This window comes from Streptomyces chromofuscus (genome assembly GCF_015160875.1).
In the GTDB taxonomy this organism is placed as follows: Bacteria; Actinomycetota; Actinomycetes; order Streptomycetales; family Streptomycetaceae; genus Streptomyces; species Streptomyces chromofuscus.
In genome coordinates this window covers 5,346,781-5,360,674 of sequence record NZ_CP063374.1, presented here as the reverse complement: position 1 = coordinate 5,360,674, position 13,894 = coordinate 5,346,781, and the positions used below count along the sequence as shown (strand labels likewise).

At 71.1% G+C, this 13,894-nt stretch carries 15 protein-coding genes and 1 pseudogene; 7 read left to right on the top strand and 9 right to left on the bottom strand.

All coding sequences use genetic code 11. The features are described 5' to 3' along the window. Window positions 1-365: 365 nt before the first annotated feature. The 4 genes from IPT68_RS24315 to IPT68_RS24300 form a co-directional block, all read right to left on the bottom strand. The gene (locus IPT68_RS24315) at window positions 366-929 is read right to left on the bottom strand and encodes a Clp protease N-terminal domain-containing protein (protein WP_189696686.1); all 564 of its coding nucleotides are present in this window, start codon (window positions 927-929) and stop codon (window positions 366-368) included. After that, entirely contained in the window at window positions 929-1,138 is a 210-nt protein-coding gene (locus IPT68_RS24310) for a helix-turn-helix domain-containing protein (RefSeq protein WP_189696487.1), read from the bottom strand. Before IPT68_RS24310 ends, IPT68_RS24315 begins: the two co-directional genes overlap by 1 nt. Before the next feature lie 125 nt (window positions 1,139-1,263). Beyond that, window positions 1,264-2,229, bottom strand: coding sequence for a zinc-binding dehydrogenase (locus tag IPT68_RS24305; RefSeq protein ID WP_189696486.1), 966 nt, complete (start codon window positions 2,227-2,229; stop codon window positions 1,264-1,266). 336 nt (window positions 2,230-2,565) lie between these two features. After that, entirely contained in the window at window positions 2,566-3,789 is a 1,224-nt protein-coding gene (locus tag IPT68_RS24300; protein ID WP_189696485.1) for an NAD(P)-dependent malic enzyme, read from the bottom strand. A 570-nt stretch (window positions 3,790-4,359) separates the two neighbouring features. Here IPT68_RS24300 and IPT68_RS24295 point away from each other — a divergent pair. The 3 genes from IPT68_RS24295 (at window position 4,360) to IPT68_RS24285 (ending at window position 7,203) form a co-directional block, all read left to right on the top strand. Continuing rightward, the gene (locus IPT68_RS24295) at window positions 4,360-5,322 is read left to right on the top strand and encodes an ABC transporter substrate-binding protein (RefSeq protein ID WP_189696484.1); all 963 of its coding nucleotides are present in this window, start codon (window positions 4,360-4,362) and stop codon (window positions 5,320-5,322) included. Between the two features lie 40 nt (window positions 5,323-5,362). Next, the gene (locus IPT68_RS24290; RefSeq protein ID WP_189696483.1) at window positions 5,363-6,301 is read left to right on the top strand and encodes an amino acid ABC transporter permease; all 939 of its coding nucleotides are present in this window, start codon (window positions 5,363-5,365) and stop codon (window positions 6,299-6,301) included. Window positions 6,302-6,450: 149 nt separating this feature from the next. After that, on the top strand, window positions 6,451-7,203 hold the full coding sequence (locus tag IPT68_RS24285; RefSeq protein WP_189696685.1) for an amino acid ABC transporter ATP-binding protein: 753 nt from the start codon (window positions 6,451-6,453) through the stop codon (window positions 7,201-7,203). Between the two features lie 109 nt (window positions 7,204-7,312). On the opposite strand, the gene IPT68_RS24280 is transcribed toward IPT68_RS24285, so the two are convergent. Next, the gene (locus tag IPT68_RS24280; RefSeq protein WP_189696482.1) at window positions 7,313-8,071 is read right to left on the bottom strand and encodes a class I SAM-dependent methyltransferase; all 759 of its coding nucleotides are present in this window, start codon (window positions 8,069-8,071) and stop codon (window positions 7,313-7,315) included. A gap of 100 nt (window positions 8,072-8,171) precedes the next feature. Here IPT68_RS24280 and IPT68_RS24275 point away from each other — a divergent pair, with 100 nt between their 5' ends. Continuing rightward, on the top strand, window positions 8,172-8,822 hold the full coding sequence (locus IPT68_RS24275; RefSeq protein WP_189696481.1) for a CGNR zinc finger domain-containing protein: 651 nt from the start codon (window positions 8,172-8,174) through the stop codon (window positions 8,820-8,822). Here the strand turns inward: IPT68_RS24275 and sodX are convergent. Then, window positions 8,705-9,139 carry a nickel-type superoxide dismutase maturation protease gene (sodX, locus tag IPT68_RS24270; RefSeq protein ID WP_189696684.1) on the bottom strand — a complete coding sequence of 145 codons (435 nt, stop codon included), beginning with the start codon at window positions 9,137-9,139 and terminating at the stop codon, window positions 8,705-8,707. The two genes, IPT68_RS24275 and sodX, sit on opposite strands and share 118 nt — an antisense overlap. 145 nt (window positions 9,140-9,284) lie before the next feature. Here sodX and sodN point away from each other — a divergent pair, with 145 nt between their 5' ends. Next, entirely contained in the window at window positions 9,285-9,680 is a 396-nt protein-coding gene (sodN, locus tag IPT68_RS24265) for a superoxide dismutase, Ni (RefSeq protein ID WP_141312035.1), read from the top strand. Window positions 9,681-9,831: 151 nt separating this feature from the next. Further along, complete coding sequence (locus IPT68_RS24260) at window positions 9,832-10,566, top strand: VOC family protein (protein ID WP_189696480.1); 735 nt, start codon at window positions 9,832-9,834, stop codon at window positions 10,564-10,566. Between the two features lie 227 nt (window positions 10,567-10,793). Here IPT68_RS24260 and IPT68_RS24255 read toward each other — a convergent pair whose 3' ends face one another. Both IPT68_RS24255 and IPT68_RS24250 read right to left on the bottom strand, forming a co-directional pair. Next, entirely contained in the window at window positions 10,794-11,027 is a 234-nt protein-coding gene (locus IPT68_RS24255) for a hypothetical protein (RefSeq protein WP_189696479.1), read from the bottom strand. A 26-nt stretch (window positions 11,028-11,053) separates the two neighbouring features. Then, a pseudogene (locus tag IPT68_RS24250) lies at window positions 11,054-11,637 on the bottom strand (dihydrofolate reductase family protein). A 112-nt stretch (window positions 11,638-11,749) separates the two neighbouring features. Here IPT68_RS24250 and IPT68_RS24245 point away from each other — a divergent pair. Further along, on the top strand, window positions 11,750-12,340 hold the full coding sequence (locus IPT68_RS24245) for a TetR/AcrR family transcriptional regulator (RefSeq protein WP_189696478.1): 591 nt from the start codon (window positions 11,750-11,752) through the stop codon (window positions 12,338-12,340). 332 nt (window positions 12,341-12,672) lie between these two features. On the opposite strand, the gene IPT68_RS24240 is transcribed toward IPT68_RS24245, so the two are convergent. Further along, a complete protein-coding gene (locus IPT68_RS24240) occupies window positions 12,673-13,887 on the bottom strand; it encodes a family 2 encapsulin nanocompartment cargo protein polyprenyl transferase (RefSeq protein ID WP_189696477.1) in 1,215 nt (404 codons plus the stop codon). Window positions 13,888-13,894 lie beyond the last annotated feature (7 nt).

The following is a 13,894-nucleotide window of genomic DNA, read 5'->3' as shown; positions in this document are numbered from 1 at the left end:
CGGGGGGCACTCGGTCGGCGCGGGCTCGACGGGGACGGGCTCGACCAGACGCAACCGGCCGGAGCGCAACCGGCCGACGCGAGTTCGACGGGGACGGGCTTGGCCAACGTCGGCTCGACGGGGGGGCAGGCTCGGTCGGCGTCGGCTCGACCGGGGGCACTCGGTCGGGGGCACTCGGTCGGCGCGGGCTCGACCAGACGCAACCGGCCGGAGCGCAACTGGCCGACGTGAGTTCGACCGGGACGGGCTCGACCGGCGCGGCTCGACGCGGGCGGACTCGACTGGCGCGGCTCTAAGCGGGCGGCTCGACCGGCACGGACCCGGCAGACGCCGGCTCGGCCGGCGCCGGCTCGGCCGGTGGTCGGTCAGCTCGCCTTGGCCTCTCCCCCGGTGCCCAGGACGCGCGTCACCGACTCGAACGTGACGCCGTGGTCGGCGAGGACCTCCGCGGGCACACCCGGGCGGGCGGTCAGGGCGAGGAGGATGTGCTCGTCGCCGATGTGCCGTTCGCGGCGGGCGACGGCGATGCGCAGCGACTTCTCCAGCACCTCCTTGGCGCCCCGGCCGAAGGAGCGGCGCCCGCCCCACCACCCCCGGTCCTTCCGGTCACCGGACATCGCGCCCACGCCATGCGCCTCCTCCACTCGGGAGACGATCTCCAGGACGTCGATCCCCAGCCCGGCCAGCGCGTCGGCCTCGGCCTGCGACAGCCCCGCGCGCCGCCGGGCCTCCTCCAGCGCCCGTGTCACCGACTCCCGGCGTTCCGCCAGCCCGAGCGCAGTCAGCGCGAACGAACCCCGACTCGCCTCACGGTCGAGCAGCGCGAGCAGCAGGTGCTCCGCGTCCACACTCTGCGCCCCCACCCCCTCGCAGTGCTCGACGGCACCCTTCACCACGGCCCGGGCGTCCCTCGTGAAACGTTCGAACATCATCGCCTCCCGTACTTCTTGTGCACGGCCTGCCTGCTGACGCCGAGTTCCGCGGCGATCTCCTGCCACGACCAGCCCTGCTGGCGCGCGCTGCGCACCTGCACGGCCTCCAGCTGCTCCAGCAGCCGCCGCAACGCGGCGACAGCCCGCAGCCCGACCCGTGGATCGCGGTCACCGGCCCGCTCGGCGAGTTCGGTAGCTTCGGTCATGACGTCAACTTACATTGACACTCCTGTTGCCGTCAACCCTGGTTGACGTAACCGCCGAGCTCGGTGACATACGAAAGCGGCCGGTCCGAAGCCGGACCGGCCGCCGTGCAGACCGACAGAGACCGTCAGCCGTTGGCGAGCACGATCTTCCCGAACTGCTCGCCGGACGCCAGCCGTTCGAAGCCCTCCCGGGCCCGGTCCATGGGCAGCACCTCGTCGATGACGGGGCGTACGCCGGCGGCGGCGCAGAAGGACAGCAGGTCCTCCAGTTCCTCCTTGGTCCCCATCGTGGAACCGACGACCTTCAGCTCCAGGAAGAAGATCCGGGTCAGTTCGGCGTGGGAGGGCCGGTCCCCGCTCGTGGCGCCGGAGATGACGAGCGTGCCCCCGGGGCGCAGGGACTTCACCGAGTGCGACCAGGTGGCGGCGCCGACCGTCTCGATCACGGCGTCGACGCGCTGCGGCAGCCGCGCCCCCGACTCCAGCGCCTCCACGGCCCCGAGCTCCACGGCGCGCTTGCGCTTGGCCTCGTCCCGGCTGGTCGCGAACACCCGCAGTCCGGCGGCCTTGCCGAGCACGATCGCGGCCGTGGCGACGCCGCCGCCGGCGCCCTGCACCAGCACCGAGTCGCCGGGGCGCACGCCGGCGTTGGTGAACAGCATGCGGTAGGCCGTCAGCCAGGCGGTCGGCAGGCAGGCGGCCTCCTCGAAGGAGAGCTCCTTCGGCTTGGGGAGGATGTTCCAGGTGGGTACGGCGACCTGGTCGGCGAACGTCCCCTGGTAGCGCTCGGTGAGGATGGAACGGGGTTCCTTCGGGCCGACCCCGTGCCCCGTCTGGCCGATGACGGAGTGCAGGACGACCTCGTTGCCGTCCTCGTCGACGCCGGCGGCGTCACAGCCGAGGATCATCGGCAGCTTGTCCTCCGCGAGGCCGACGCCGCGCAGGGACCAGAGGTCGTGGTGGTTGAGGGAGGCGGCCTTGACGTCGACGACACTCCAGCCGGGCTTGGCCTCGGGGGCGGGACGCTCCCCCAACTCCAGGCCGCTCAGCGGCTGGTCGCGGTCGATTCGGGCGGCGTAGACAGCGAACATGCAGCCGACGATAGGTTCCATGAGGGGCCAACGGAACGCCGGAAGCCTGTGAGACACACCCTCTTGCCATGGAACACACCCGACTGCAACCCCCAGGGGCGGGGCACGGCGCGACCGGCCCACGACGACCCGCACCGGACCACACCCTCATGGCCCTCACCGCCCTCATCGCCCCATGCCCCGCCGGTGCCCTCATCGCCCCATGCCCTGCCGGACCCATGGACCACAGCTCCCACAGCGCCCACAGCGCCCACAGCTCCCACAGCGCTCACAGCGCTCACAGCGCTCACACAAGAATGGCCCCGTCCGAACGGACGGGGCCATCACAGGCGAACGTCAGCGGCGAGCAACGCCCTCCGCGCGCGCCGCCGCGGCGACAGCCGCGGTCACCGCCGGTGCCACCCGCTCGTCGAACGGCGACGGAATGACGTAGTCCGCGGCGAGGTCGTCACCGACCACGCCCGCCAGCGCCTCGGCCGCCGCGATCTTCATACCCTCGGTGATCCGCGACGCCCGCACCTGAAGCGCCCCGGCGAAGATCCCCGGAAACGCCAGCACGTTGTTGATCTGGTTCGGGAAGTCCGACCGGCCCGTCGCGACGACCGCCGCGTACTTGTGCGCCACATCGGGGTGCACCTCGGGGTTCGGGTTGGCCATGGCGAACACGAACGCGCCCTCGGCCATGGAGGCGACGGCCTCCTCCGACACCGTGCCGCCGGAGACGCCGATGAAGACGTCCGCGCCCTCCAGGGCCGCCTCCAGCGACCCGGACAGCCCGGCCTTGTTGGTGAACCCGGCGAGGTCCCGCTTGACCGGCGTCAGGTCCTCCCGATCGGCGGAGACGACGCCCTTGCGGTCGGCGACCGCGACGTCCCCGATCCCGGCCTCGACCAGCATCTTCGCGATGGCGACGCCGGCCGCGCCCGCGCCCGAGATGACCGCCCGCAGGTCGGCGAGCGTCTTGCCGGTCAGCCGCGCGGCGTTCCGCAGGGCCGCCAGCGTGACGACCGCCGTGCCGTGCTGGTCGTCGTGGAAGACCGGGATGTCCAGCCGCTCCTGGAGCTTGCGCTCGATCTCGAAGCACCGCGGCGCCGAGATGTCCTCCAGGTTCACCCCGCCGAAGGAGGGAGCGAGGCGGACCACGGTCTCCACGATCTCGTCCACGTCCGTGCAGGCGAGCGCGATCGGCACCGCGTCCACTCCGCCGAACTGCTTGAACAGGATCGCCTTGCCTTCCATGACCGGAAGGGAGGCCTCGGGGCCGATGTCCCCGAGTCCCAGCACCGCCGTACCGTCGGTCACGACGGCGACCACGGACGACTTCCAGGTGTAGTCGTGGACGAGTTCCGGCTGCTCGGCGATCGCGGTGCACACCTTCGCGACGCCCGGCGTATACGCCAGGGACAGGTCGTCCTTGTCACGCACCGGCACGGTGGCCCGCACGGCCATCTTGCCGCCGCGGTGCAGCGCGAACGCCGGATCGAAGGAATCGAGGGGCTCCGCCCCTCCCTCCTGCTCCGTACTGCTGTCGCTGCGAGGATTGACGATCTCCGCTGCCACTTTGTCTGACCCCTTAAGTGTTCATGGTTTGAGGGTGGGTCCACTCCTGGTGAGGAGCGGGCGGGCACCGCGTACGGCCCAGTGAGTGATGCGTACGGGCACATACGCGACGGGCGCGCCGCACACGCGCCCTGAGCCCCGGATGAGGGGTGTAAAGAACCTTCTTACCGGACGGAGGGTGTCGCCGACGAGTCGATAGCGCGAAGGTCACATGCCAGTGACATGACTCATGCCTGAATATGGGGACAAGAGCCCGGCAAACCCTTGACAAGGGCGCATTGGGCGCCAAACACCGGCATCCGTACCGTCACATCCTGAGACAAGCTGAAGATCTTGCGGCCGGAAGCGAACATTCCCGTAGAAGGTCCGGTCGTGATGTACCGGAGTGGTGTGGTTCGGGGGTCACCCGTTATCCGATTTTGACATGACCGGTTACCTGAACGGACCAGTCCGAATGGCAAGATGCGGTAATCACACGAGGTCGCGACACCCGAAGCTGTGTGTTCTCGTCGACCCAACGGCAACTGCCGACCCCATCGGCACTTCACCCATCCGCCGGAGGAACCCACAATGACCGCAAGCTCCACCCGTCGTACGACCGCCGCGCGTTCCCGGCTAGCCGCGGTCGGTGCGATCGCGGTCGCAGGCGCCCTGCTTCTCACCGGTTGCGGTGACCAGACGGAGAACGGCGGCTCGGACAGCACGGACACCGCCACCAAGAGCGCGGCACCGCTGGCCGACAAGCTGCCCCAGCAGATCCGCGACAAGGGCGTCATCAAGGTCGGTTCCGACATCGCGTACGCGCCGGTCGAGTTCAAGGACAGCTCCGGCAAGACGGTCGGCATCGACCCCGACCTCGCCGCCGCCATGGGCAAGCAGCTCGGTGTGACGTTCGAGTTCGAGAACGGCACCTTCGACACCCTGCTCACCGGTCTGCGCTCCAAGCGGTACGACATCGCCATGTCCGCGATGACCGACACCAAGGACCGCCAGGAGGGCATCGACTCCGACACCGGCAAGAAGGTCGGTGAGGGCGTCGACTTCGTGGACTACTTCACCGCCGGTGTCTCGATCTACACCAAGAAGGGCGACGACCAGGGCATCAAGACCTGGTCCGACCTGTGCGGCAAGAAGATCGTCCTGCAGCGCGGCACGGTCTCCGAGGACCTCGCCAAGGCCGAGGCCAAGAAGTGCCCGAAGAACAAGAAGCTCACGATCGAGGCCTTCGACAACGACCAGCAGGCCCAGACCCGCCTGCGCGCGGGCGGCGCCGACGCCGGCTCCTCCGACTTCCCGGTCGCGGCGTACGCCGTGAAGACCTCCGGCGGGGGCAACGACTTCCAGCTGGTCGGCGAGCAGGTCGAGGCCGCTCCGTACGGCATCGCGGTGGCCAAGGGCAACGCTCAGCTGCGGGACGCCCTCCAGGCCGCCCTGGATGCGGTCATCGCCAACGGCGAGTACGACAAGATCATAGAGAAGTGGGGCGTCGAGGACGGCGCCGTCGAGAAGGCCACCATCAACGGTGGCAAGTGACCGCTCGGTCATCGACCAGCGGCGCTGAAAGGCAACACCCGTGACTGTTGACACCGACAAGACGACGGGTTCGGCGGACACGCCCGCGGCCGGACCGGAGGCCATCAAGGCCATCCCGGTCCGGCACTACGGGCGGTATGTCTCCGCCGTCGTCGCGATCGCCCTGCTGGGCGGCGTCATCTACGCGTTCTCCCAGGGCAGGATCAACTGGGGAGCGATCCCGGACTACCTGTTCAACGACCGCGTCCTCGGCGGTGTGGGCAACACGCTCCTGCTGACCGTGCTGTCCATGCTGATCGGCATCGTCGGCGGCATCGTGCTGGCCGTGATGCGCCTGTCGCGCAACCCGGTGACCTCGTCGATCGCCTGGTTCTACATCTGGTTCTTCCGCGGCACCCCGGTCCTGGTCCAGCTGATCGTCTGGTTCAACCTGGGCCTGGTCTTCGAGTACATCAACCTCGGGCCGGTCTACCGGGACGAGTGGTCGGACTTCATGACCCCGTTCCTGACCGCGCTGCTCGGCCTCGGCCTGAACGAGGCGGCCTACATGGCGGAGATCTGCCGTGCCGGCCTGCTCGCGGTCGACGAGGGCCAGACCGAGGCGGCGCACGCGCTGGGCATGAGCCACGCCAAGACGCTGCGCCGGATCGTCATCCCGCAGGCGATGCGCGTGATCGTGCCGCCCACGGGCAACGAGGTCATCAACATGCTGAAGACGACCTCGCTGGTCTCGGTCGTCCAGTACTCCGAGTTGCTGCGCGTCGCCCAGGACATCGGCCAGACCTCCGGCGCCCCGGCCGAGATGCTCTTCCTGGCCGCCGCCTGGTACCTGCTGCTGACCTCGGTCTTCAGCGTCGGCCAGTACTACCTCGAGCGCTACTACGCCCGCGGTTCCAGCCGCTCGCTGCCGCCGACGCCGTGGCAGAAGATCAAGGCCAACATGGTGTCCTTCGGCCGCCCGAAGGGAGGCGTGGCATGACCGAGAAGATCGAGAAGACCGACGAGACCGGCAAGACGGACGAGGTCGAGAAGACCGAGAACGTCGAGAAGTCCGGGAACGACGAGAAGCCCGGCGGCGCGGAGAAGTCCGGCAAGGCCGACGCGACCGCCGAGGCCTCCGCCGTGCCCATGGTCAAGGCGGAGGGCGTCCACAAGTCCTTCGGTCACGTCGAGGTCCTCAAGGGCATCGACCTGGAGGTGAAGACCGGCGAGGTCTTCTGCCTGATCGGCCCCTCCGGCTCCGGCAAGTCGACCTTCCTGCGGTGCATCAACCACCTGGAGAAGATCAACGCCGGGCGGCTGTACGTCGACGGCGAGCTGGTCGGCTACCGCCAGAAGGGCGACAAGCTGTACGAGCTGAAGGACAGCGAGGTCGCGCTGAAGCGGCGGGACATCGGCATGGTCTTCCAGCGCTTCAACCTGTTCCCGCACATGACGGCCCTGGAGAACATCACCGAGGCCCCGGTCCAGGTGAAGGGCGCCGGCCGCGGCCAGGCCAAGGAGCGGGCGATGCAGCTCCTGGACCGCGTCGGCCTGGCCGACAAGGCCGGGAACTACCCCTCGCAGCTCTCCGGCGGCCAGCAGCAGCGCGTCGCGATCGCCCGGGCCCTCGCCATGGACCCGAAGCTGATGCTGTTCGACGAGCCGACCTCGGCGCTGGACCCGGAGCTGGTCGGTGACGTCCTCGACGTCATGCGCGACCTCGCCGAGTCCGGCATGACCATGATCGTCGTCACCCACGAGATGGGCTTCGCCCGCGAGGTCGGCGACAGCCTGGTCTTCATGGACGGCGGCGTGGTGGTCGAGTCCGGCAACCCGCGGGACGTCCTGACCAACCCGCAGCACGAGCGGACGCAGGCGTTCCTGTCCAAGGTGCTGTAGGTCTGTTCAAGGTGCTGTAGGCCGGCGGGCCGGAGAAGGGGCGGTACGGGAAACCCGTACCGCCCCTTCTCGCTGTCCGCCGGCCGTCCGCGAGCCCGCCCTCCCCGTCCTACTTCAGTGCCAGCACCAGCGTGTCCGACGGCGAGCACCACACCGGGCGTGCCTCGGCGAACCCCTGCTCACGCAGTACGCGCGCGTGCCACTGGGCCGACGGCGTCTCGCCGTCCGCGTGGTCGCCGTAGATCTCGAAGCGGCGCGCCGTGGGCTCGGCGAGGACGGGGTCCTTGGCGGCGAGCTGCCACCAGTCGGCCCAGTCGAGCGCGCCGTCCTGCTGCGCCCGGCTCATGCGCGCGTGCCGCAGGGTGCGCTCGGCGGCGTTGATGCGGGGCGTGGTGTCGTCGATCATGTGATCGGCGTTCAGGAAGACGCCGCCGTGCCGGACGAGCCCGGCGACCCGGCCGTACAGCGCGCGAAGGGGCTCGGCGTGGAACCAGTGCAGGGCGGTCGCGGTCAGCACCGCGTCGTACGTCGGGTGCGGCAGCCGCGCCGGCCAGTCGGGGTCCTTCAGGTCGGCCTCGACGAAGCTGACGCGGTCGTCGCCGTCGAAGGTGCCGCGGGCGATGGTGAGCAGGGCGGGGTCGAGGTCGATGCCGGTGCTGGTGGCGTCGGGGAAGCGGGCGAGCAGGCGGGCGGTGATGGTGCCGGTGCCGCAGGCGAGGTCCAGCACCCGCGGTGCGGTGCCGGCGAAGGCCTCGACCATGTCGAGCATGACCCGGAACCGCTCCTCGCGGTCCGGCATGTACCACTCCTGCTGCCGGTCCCAGCTCTCCTGCCAGGCGTTCCAGTCGGTGCCGATGCCCGTGGTCATGGATGCCCCTTCTCGACTCACCTGCGTAATACCCTGGAAGCACGACCAGCCGTTACGTGACCGCGGACACGACCATAGAGCCCCTCCGTAAGGACTACAAGTGGAACTGGCCTATTACTCGGACTACGCCGTACGCCTCGTGAACAGCGAGGAGCCGGCCCGGGGCAAGGACTCGCTGACCTCGGTCGAGGCCGTCCGGGAGCTCTTCGTCGGCAACCAGTCGGCGGCGCGCCGGGCCACCGACGCGGACGTGACGCGGTTCCGCTCGGTCCGGGCCCGGCTGCGCGCGGTCTTCGAGGCGGCCGACGGCGGCGAGGAGACCCTGGCCGTGGACCTGCTGAACTCACTGCTGCTGGAGTTCCCGGTCAGCCCGCAGATCTCCGGCCACGACTTCCGCGACGACGACGGCCGCCCCCTGTGGCACATGCACCTCGCGGACCACCCGTCGAACGCGACCGCGGGTTACGCGGCGATCGCGGCGATGGGCCTCGCCTTCCACCTCACCGAGTACGGCGTGGACCGCCTGGGCCTGTGCGAGGCGGCCCCGTGCCGCAACGCCTACCTGGACACGTCCACCAACCGCTCCCGGCGCTACTGCTCCGACCGCTGCGCCACCCGCGCCAACGTGGCCGCCTACCGGGCGCGCAAACGCCTGGAGGCCGACCGGTCGGAGAACACGGGCCTGGCCGCCGACAGCGCCCAGCGCAGCACGGTGAGCGGCGAGCGCCGGCCGGGCTTGAGCGGCCGGTAGCGGAACGCCACCCGGCCCAGGACCAGCTCGTCGGGGACGACCCCGTAGTCGGTGCTGTCCCCGCCGGCGTACGCGTTGTCGCCGAGCACCCACCAGCCGCCGTCGCGGCGCTCCGCCACCCGCTTGACGACGAGCAGGTCCTGCTGGAAGGGGTGGCGCAGGACGATGACGTCGCCGGGCCTGACGCGGGCGCCGTAGCGCAGCAGGAGCCGGTCCCCGTGGTACAGCGTCGGCACCATGGACGGCCCGGTGACCTCGGCCAGCCCGAAGGGCGGGGCGCCCCTTTCCCGCTCGGTCTCCTGCGACAGCTCCGGCATCCCCGGCACCTCCCCGGTTCGATCCTCCACCAGTCTCAGTCTCACCCCGGACTTTTGTCCTAAGCCCATGGGGGCACTCGCGAAATCACGTCGGTCAGGGAGTAATGTCCCCCCTGAGAAGACGATCACGAGGAAGGAATGCTTCATGCTTTCCCGCCTGTTTGCCCCCAAGGTCAAGGTCAGCGCGCACTGCGACCTGCCCTGCGGCGTGTACGACCCGGCCCAGGCCCGCATCGAGGCGGAGTCGGTGAAGGCCATCCAGGAGAAGATGGCCGGAAACGACGACCCGCACTTCCAGGCTCGTGCCACCACCATCAAGGAGCAGCGCGCCGAGCTGGCCAAGCACCACGTCTCGGTGCTCTGGAGCGACTACTTCAAGCCCCCGCACTTCGAGAAGTACCCGGAGCTGCACCAGCTGGTCAACGACACCTTGAAGGCCTTGTCGGCCGCCAAGGCGTCCACCGACCCGGCCACCGGCCAGAAGGCTCTGGACTACATCGCCCAGATCGACAAGATCTTCTGGGAGACGAAGAAGGCCTGATCCCGGGTCTCACCTTGTGACCTGCAACTCCTTACCTGCAGCGTCTCCCTGCCCGCACCCGGTCCGCAGGCCGCCGAACCCGGCGTCCATGGCGGTCCGGGTGCGGTCTTGTCTGCCGGCGGTTTCCGGTCCGCGGCCTACGATCGCCGCCATGACGATCCACTGGACGTACGCCTTCGTCGACCGGCCCGCCGAACGCCTCCCGGCCGCCGAGGCCTTCTGGACCGCCGTCACGGGCACCCGGCTGTCCGCACGGCGGGGAGAGTTCGTCACCCTGCTGCCGGCCACGGGAACGGACCCGTGCGTGAAGGTCCAGGGTGTCGGCTCCGGCCCCGGTGGCGCGCATCTCGACCTCGTCGTGGACGACGTGGACGAATTCGCCGCGTCCGCCGTGCGGGCGGGGGCCGGGACGGTCGCCCAGCACCAGGGGTGGGCCGTGCTGCGATCGCCCGCGGGCCAGTTGTTCTGTGCCGTGCCGTGGCACGGGGAGTCGGTGCGGCCGGCCGTCGTGCGGGGCAGTCGGCTCGATCAGGTGTGCGTCGACGTCCCGCCGTCGTCGTACGAGGCCGAGGTCGCGTTCTGGACGCGGCTGCTGGACGGCTGGACGTCCCGGCCGGGTGCCCTCCCCGAGTTCCATGTGCTCGGGCCGCCGGCCGGGCTGCCGGTGCGGGTGCTGCTCCAGCGCCTCGGCACCGACCGGCCCCTCACCGCCCACCTCGACATGGCCTGCGCGGACGTCGCGGCGACCCGCGCCGCGCACGAACGGCTCGGAGCCACGTTCGTCGCCGCCGGCGCCCACTGGACGGTGATGTGCGACCCGGCGGGCGGCACGTACTGCCTGACCGGACGGGACCCTGATACGGGCGGGCCGCCCAGTCACCCGTGACCAGGCAGGCGCTGACGGCTTTCGAGGGCCCACGCCAACGCGTCGGCGGCTCTTCCCGGCGCACGGGTGACGCTGCTCCCATCGCCGGCCGGTTCACAGCACAGGAGCGCTGCGCCTTTCGGCGCCGCGCAGGACCCGGCCGTCGTACCGGCGCGCCGGGGACCCGCGGCGTCGGGGCGGTGCACCGGTACCGCTCAGCCGATGCCGTCGGCGCCCCCAGGACGCGCTCAGGGCTTCTTCGCCACTGTCTCGGTCTCGGTCTCGGTCTGCTTGGTGGTGTCGGGCGTCGCCGGCCGCTCCTGCTCGGAGACGGCGCCTTCCATGGCGTACGCGTCGCACTTGGGGTTCCGGCACGGTCCGGCCACCCACACCGGGACCCACGCGCCCAGCGTCTTGTGGCGCCGGACGACCGTATCGACGGGCTGTCCGCAGTCGGGACAGACATGGTGCGTGCTGTCCATGCCCCCAGCGTAGGGCCGACGGCGGCTCAGCGCTTCCTGCCGTACGTCGTCACGACGGCGCCGTTGCCGAAGGTGCGCACCGACTCCAGCGCGAACGCGCCGACCGCGTAACCGGAGCCGAACATCGGCATGCCGCTGCCCAGCACGACCGGGTACGTCTTGACGACCAGTTCGTCGATCTCGTCGATCAGCTCGCCCGCGAGCCGGGACCCGCCGCACAGGTAGATGCCGAGCGCGCCGTCCTCCGCCTTCAGCGCGCGCACCCGGCCGACGAGGCCCTCGGCGATGATCTCGACCTCGGGGTCGGGCGACCGGGTCAGGCTGCGCGAGGCGACGTACTGCCGCATGTGGGCGTACGGGCTGGTGACGCCCTCCTTCAGCGCCACGTCGTAGCTGGCGCGCCCTGGATGATCGTGTCGAACCGCTTGTTCGGCAGGTCGTCGACGCCGAGCGGGCGGCGGCCGTGGGTGGGCAGGGTCTCCGGATACTCCGCGGTGAGGAACTCGAGGAACTCCGCGTCCGCGTAGGGGAGCATCACCGACGCGTCGCCGTCCGGGTCCCCGATGAAGCCGTCGATGGACGTGGCGACGAAGTAGGTGAGCTTTCGCAAGCCGCTCTCGTTTCGTAGGCTGTGGCTGCAACAACTCCAGTTGTAGTACTTCACTTGTAGTGGTCGCAAGGGAAAAGGGCGGGGACCGGGAAAGTGGGAGAGAGGACTCCGTATGGCCAGCAACCCTGAACGCAGGGCCGCGCTCGTCGACGCCGGGGTCGAGGTGCTCGCCCGCGAGGGAGCGCGAGGGCTCACCTTCCGCGCGGTGGACGCGGCGGCGGGGGTGCCGGTCGGCACCGCCTCCAACTACTTCGGCGGACGCGACGACCTGCTCCGCCAGATCGACGCCCGCCTGCACCGCCGCCTGGCACCCGACCCCGAGGTGCTCGGCCGGCTGATGCGGGCGCCGAAGGACCGCGCCCTGGTCACGGCCCTGATGCAGGACCTGATGACGCGCATGGTCCGCGACCGCCCGGGCTTTCTGGCCCTGCTCGAACTGCGCCTCGAGGCCACCCGCCGCCCCGGACTGCGGGCGTCGTACACCGAGTCGGTGCGCGGGCAACTGGAGTACGGCATGGGGTTCCACCGCGAGGCGGGGCTGCCCGGCGGAGACGAGACGGTGGTCGTGCTCTACCTCGCGATGCTGGGACTGATCGTCGAGCACCTGACACTGCCGGGCGTACTGGACGGGGTGCTGCCGGAGGTGCAGGTGCCGGAAGGGCTGGTGGAGCGCGTGGTGGCAGTGGTGGTGCCGGAGGCGTGACGGTGCGTGTCCGCATCCTCGTGACTCCTCGTCCCACCGGCCTCCCGCTCAGACGCGTGCGGCGTCCCACCGGCCTCCCGTTCAGACGCGTGCGGCGTCCCACCGGCCTCCCGTTCAGACGCGTGCGGCGTCCCACCGGCCTCCCGCTCAGACGCGTGCGGCGTCCCACCGGCCTCCCGTTCAGGCACGCGCGGCCCAGCCGGCGGCACTGACGAAGGCGGGCCCCGCACACCGTGGGGATGTGCGGGACCCGCCCCAACCGGGCCGGCGCGGCGTGCGGGTCAGGAACCGCACGCCGCCGCCCCGGGGCCCTTCTCGGTGCGCGCCGACGCTCAGGCGCTGCGCCGCGTCACGAACTCGGCGAGGGCGAGCAGTCCGCCCGCCGCCTCCGGGTCGGGAATCGCGCGGGACAGCTCCTGCATCGCCCGCGCCATCCGCTCGGACGCCTGGAGCTGCGCCCAGTCCCGTCCGCCCGCCCGCTCCACGGCCAGCACCGTGGGCTCCAGGTCACCGCCGTCGTACGGCACTTCGTACAGCGCGGCGAGCTCGGCGGCCGCCGGTGTCCCGGAGGCCAGCGCCGCCACCACCGGCAGGGACTTCTTGCGGGCCGCCAGATCCGCCCCGGCCGGCTTGCCGGTGCGGCTGGGGTCGCCCCATATGCCGATGACGTCGTCGATGAGCTGGAAGGCGAGCCCGGCCTCCCGGCCGAACGCGTCCAGCGCCTCGACATCGGCCGCGGCCGCCCCGGCGTACAGCCCGCCGAGCGCGCACGCGCACCCCAGCAGCGCCCCGGTCTTGGCCTCCGCCATGGCGAGCACCTCGTCGAGGGTGACCTCCGAGGGGCCGCGCCGCTCCATCGCCGTGTCGACCTGCTGGCCCTCGCACAGCTCGACGACACAGGCCGTCAGCCGGGCGGCGGCGGTCGCGGACGCCGGGTGCGGGTCCTGCGCGAGCAGTCGCAGGGCGAGCGCCTGGAGGGCGTCCCCGGCGAGGATCGCGTCGTTGCCGCCGAACACCGTCCACGCGGTGGGCCGGTGCCGACGGGTGGTGTCCCGGTCCATCACGTCGTCGTGCAGCAACGTGAAGTTGTGCACCAGCTCCACCGCCGCGGCCGCCGGCACGGCACGCGCCCGCGCCCGGGGGCCGCCGAGCGCGGCGGCCGCGGTCAGGACGAGCGCCGGCCGGATCGCCTTGCCCGCGTTGCCGGCCGCCGGGGTGCCGTCGGCGTGCTCCCAGCCGAAGTGGTAGCGCGCGACCCGGCGCATCGCGCCGGGCAGCGAGTCGACCGCCGAACGCAGCGCGGGGTCCACCAGCGCCCGCGCGCGCTCCAGGATCACCTCCGCCTCGGGGCCGTCGAGCGGCCCCGGCGCGCCGTCCGTCTGGGCCGGGAGGGAACCGCGCCTTTCGGGAGCCCCGGCCGGACGCCGCTCGGCCTCCGCCAGGGACCGGGTCGCCGGGGGCTCGGCCGCCGGGGGACGGCTGGTCGGGGCGTGGGTGGTGGGCCGGGGTCCGGGCTGGGTCGTCGACTCGGTCACGGACTCGGTCATGGGATCG

Excerpts from the sequence above, each read along its gene's own strand:
- IPT68_RS24315 (WP_189696686.1), bottom strand. The coding sequence starts at position 929 with ATGTTCGAACGTTTCACGAGGGACGCCCGGGCCGTGGTGAAGGGTGCC.
- IPT68_RS24310 (WP_189696487.1), bottom strand. The coding sequence starts at position 1,138 with ATGACCGAAGCTACCGAACTCGCCGAGCGGGCCGGTGACCGCGATCCA.
- IPT68_RS24305 (WP_189696486.1), bottom strand. The coding sequence starts at position 2,229 with ATGTTCGCTGTCTACGCCGCCCGAATCGACCGCGACCAGCCGCTGAGC.
- IPT68_RS24295 (WP_189696484.1), top strand. The coding sequence starts at position 4,360 with ATGACCGCAAGCTCCACCCGTCGTACGACCGCCGCGCGTTCCCGGCTA.
- IPT68_RS24285 (WP_189696685.1), top strand. The coding sequence starts at position 6,451 with ATGGTCAAGGCGGAGGGCGTCCACAAGTCCTTCGGTCACGTCGAGGTC.
- IPT68_RS24280 (WP_189696482.1), bottom strand. The coding sequence starts at position 8,071 with ATGACCACGGGCATCGGCACCGACTGGAACGCCTGGCAGGAGAGCTGG.
- sodX (WP_189696684.1), bottom strand. The coding sequence starts at position 9,139 with ATGCCGGAGCTGTCGCAGGAGACCGAGCGGGAAAGGGGCGCCCCGCCC.
- sodN (WP_141312035.1), top strand. The coding sequence starts at position 9,285 with ATGCTTTCCCGCCTGTTTGCCCCCAAGGTCAAGGTCAGCGCGCACTGC.
- IPT68_RS24260 (WP_189696480.1), top strand. The coding sequence starts at position 9,832 with ATGACGATCCACTGGACGTACGCCTTCGTCGACCGGCCCGCCGAACGC.
- IPT68_RS24255 (WP_189696479.1), bottom strand. The coding sequence starts at position 11,027 with ATGGACAGCACGCACCATGTCTGTCCCGACTGCGGACAGCCCGTCGAT.
- IPT68_RS24245 (WP_189696478.1), top strand. The coding sequence starts at position 11,750 with ATGGCCAGCAACCCTGAACGCAGGGCCGCGCTCGTCGACGCCGGGGTC.
- IPT68_RS24240 (WP_189696477.1), bottom strand. The coding sequence starts at position 13,887 with ATGACCGAGTCCGTGACCGAGTCGACGACCCAGCCCGGACCCCGGCCC.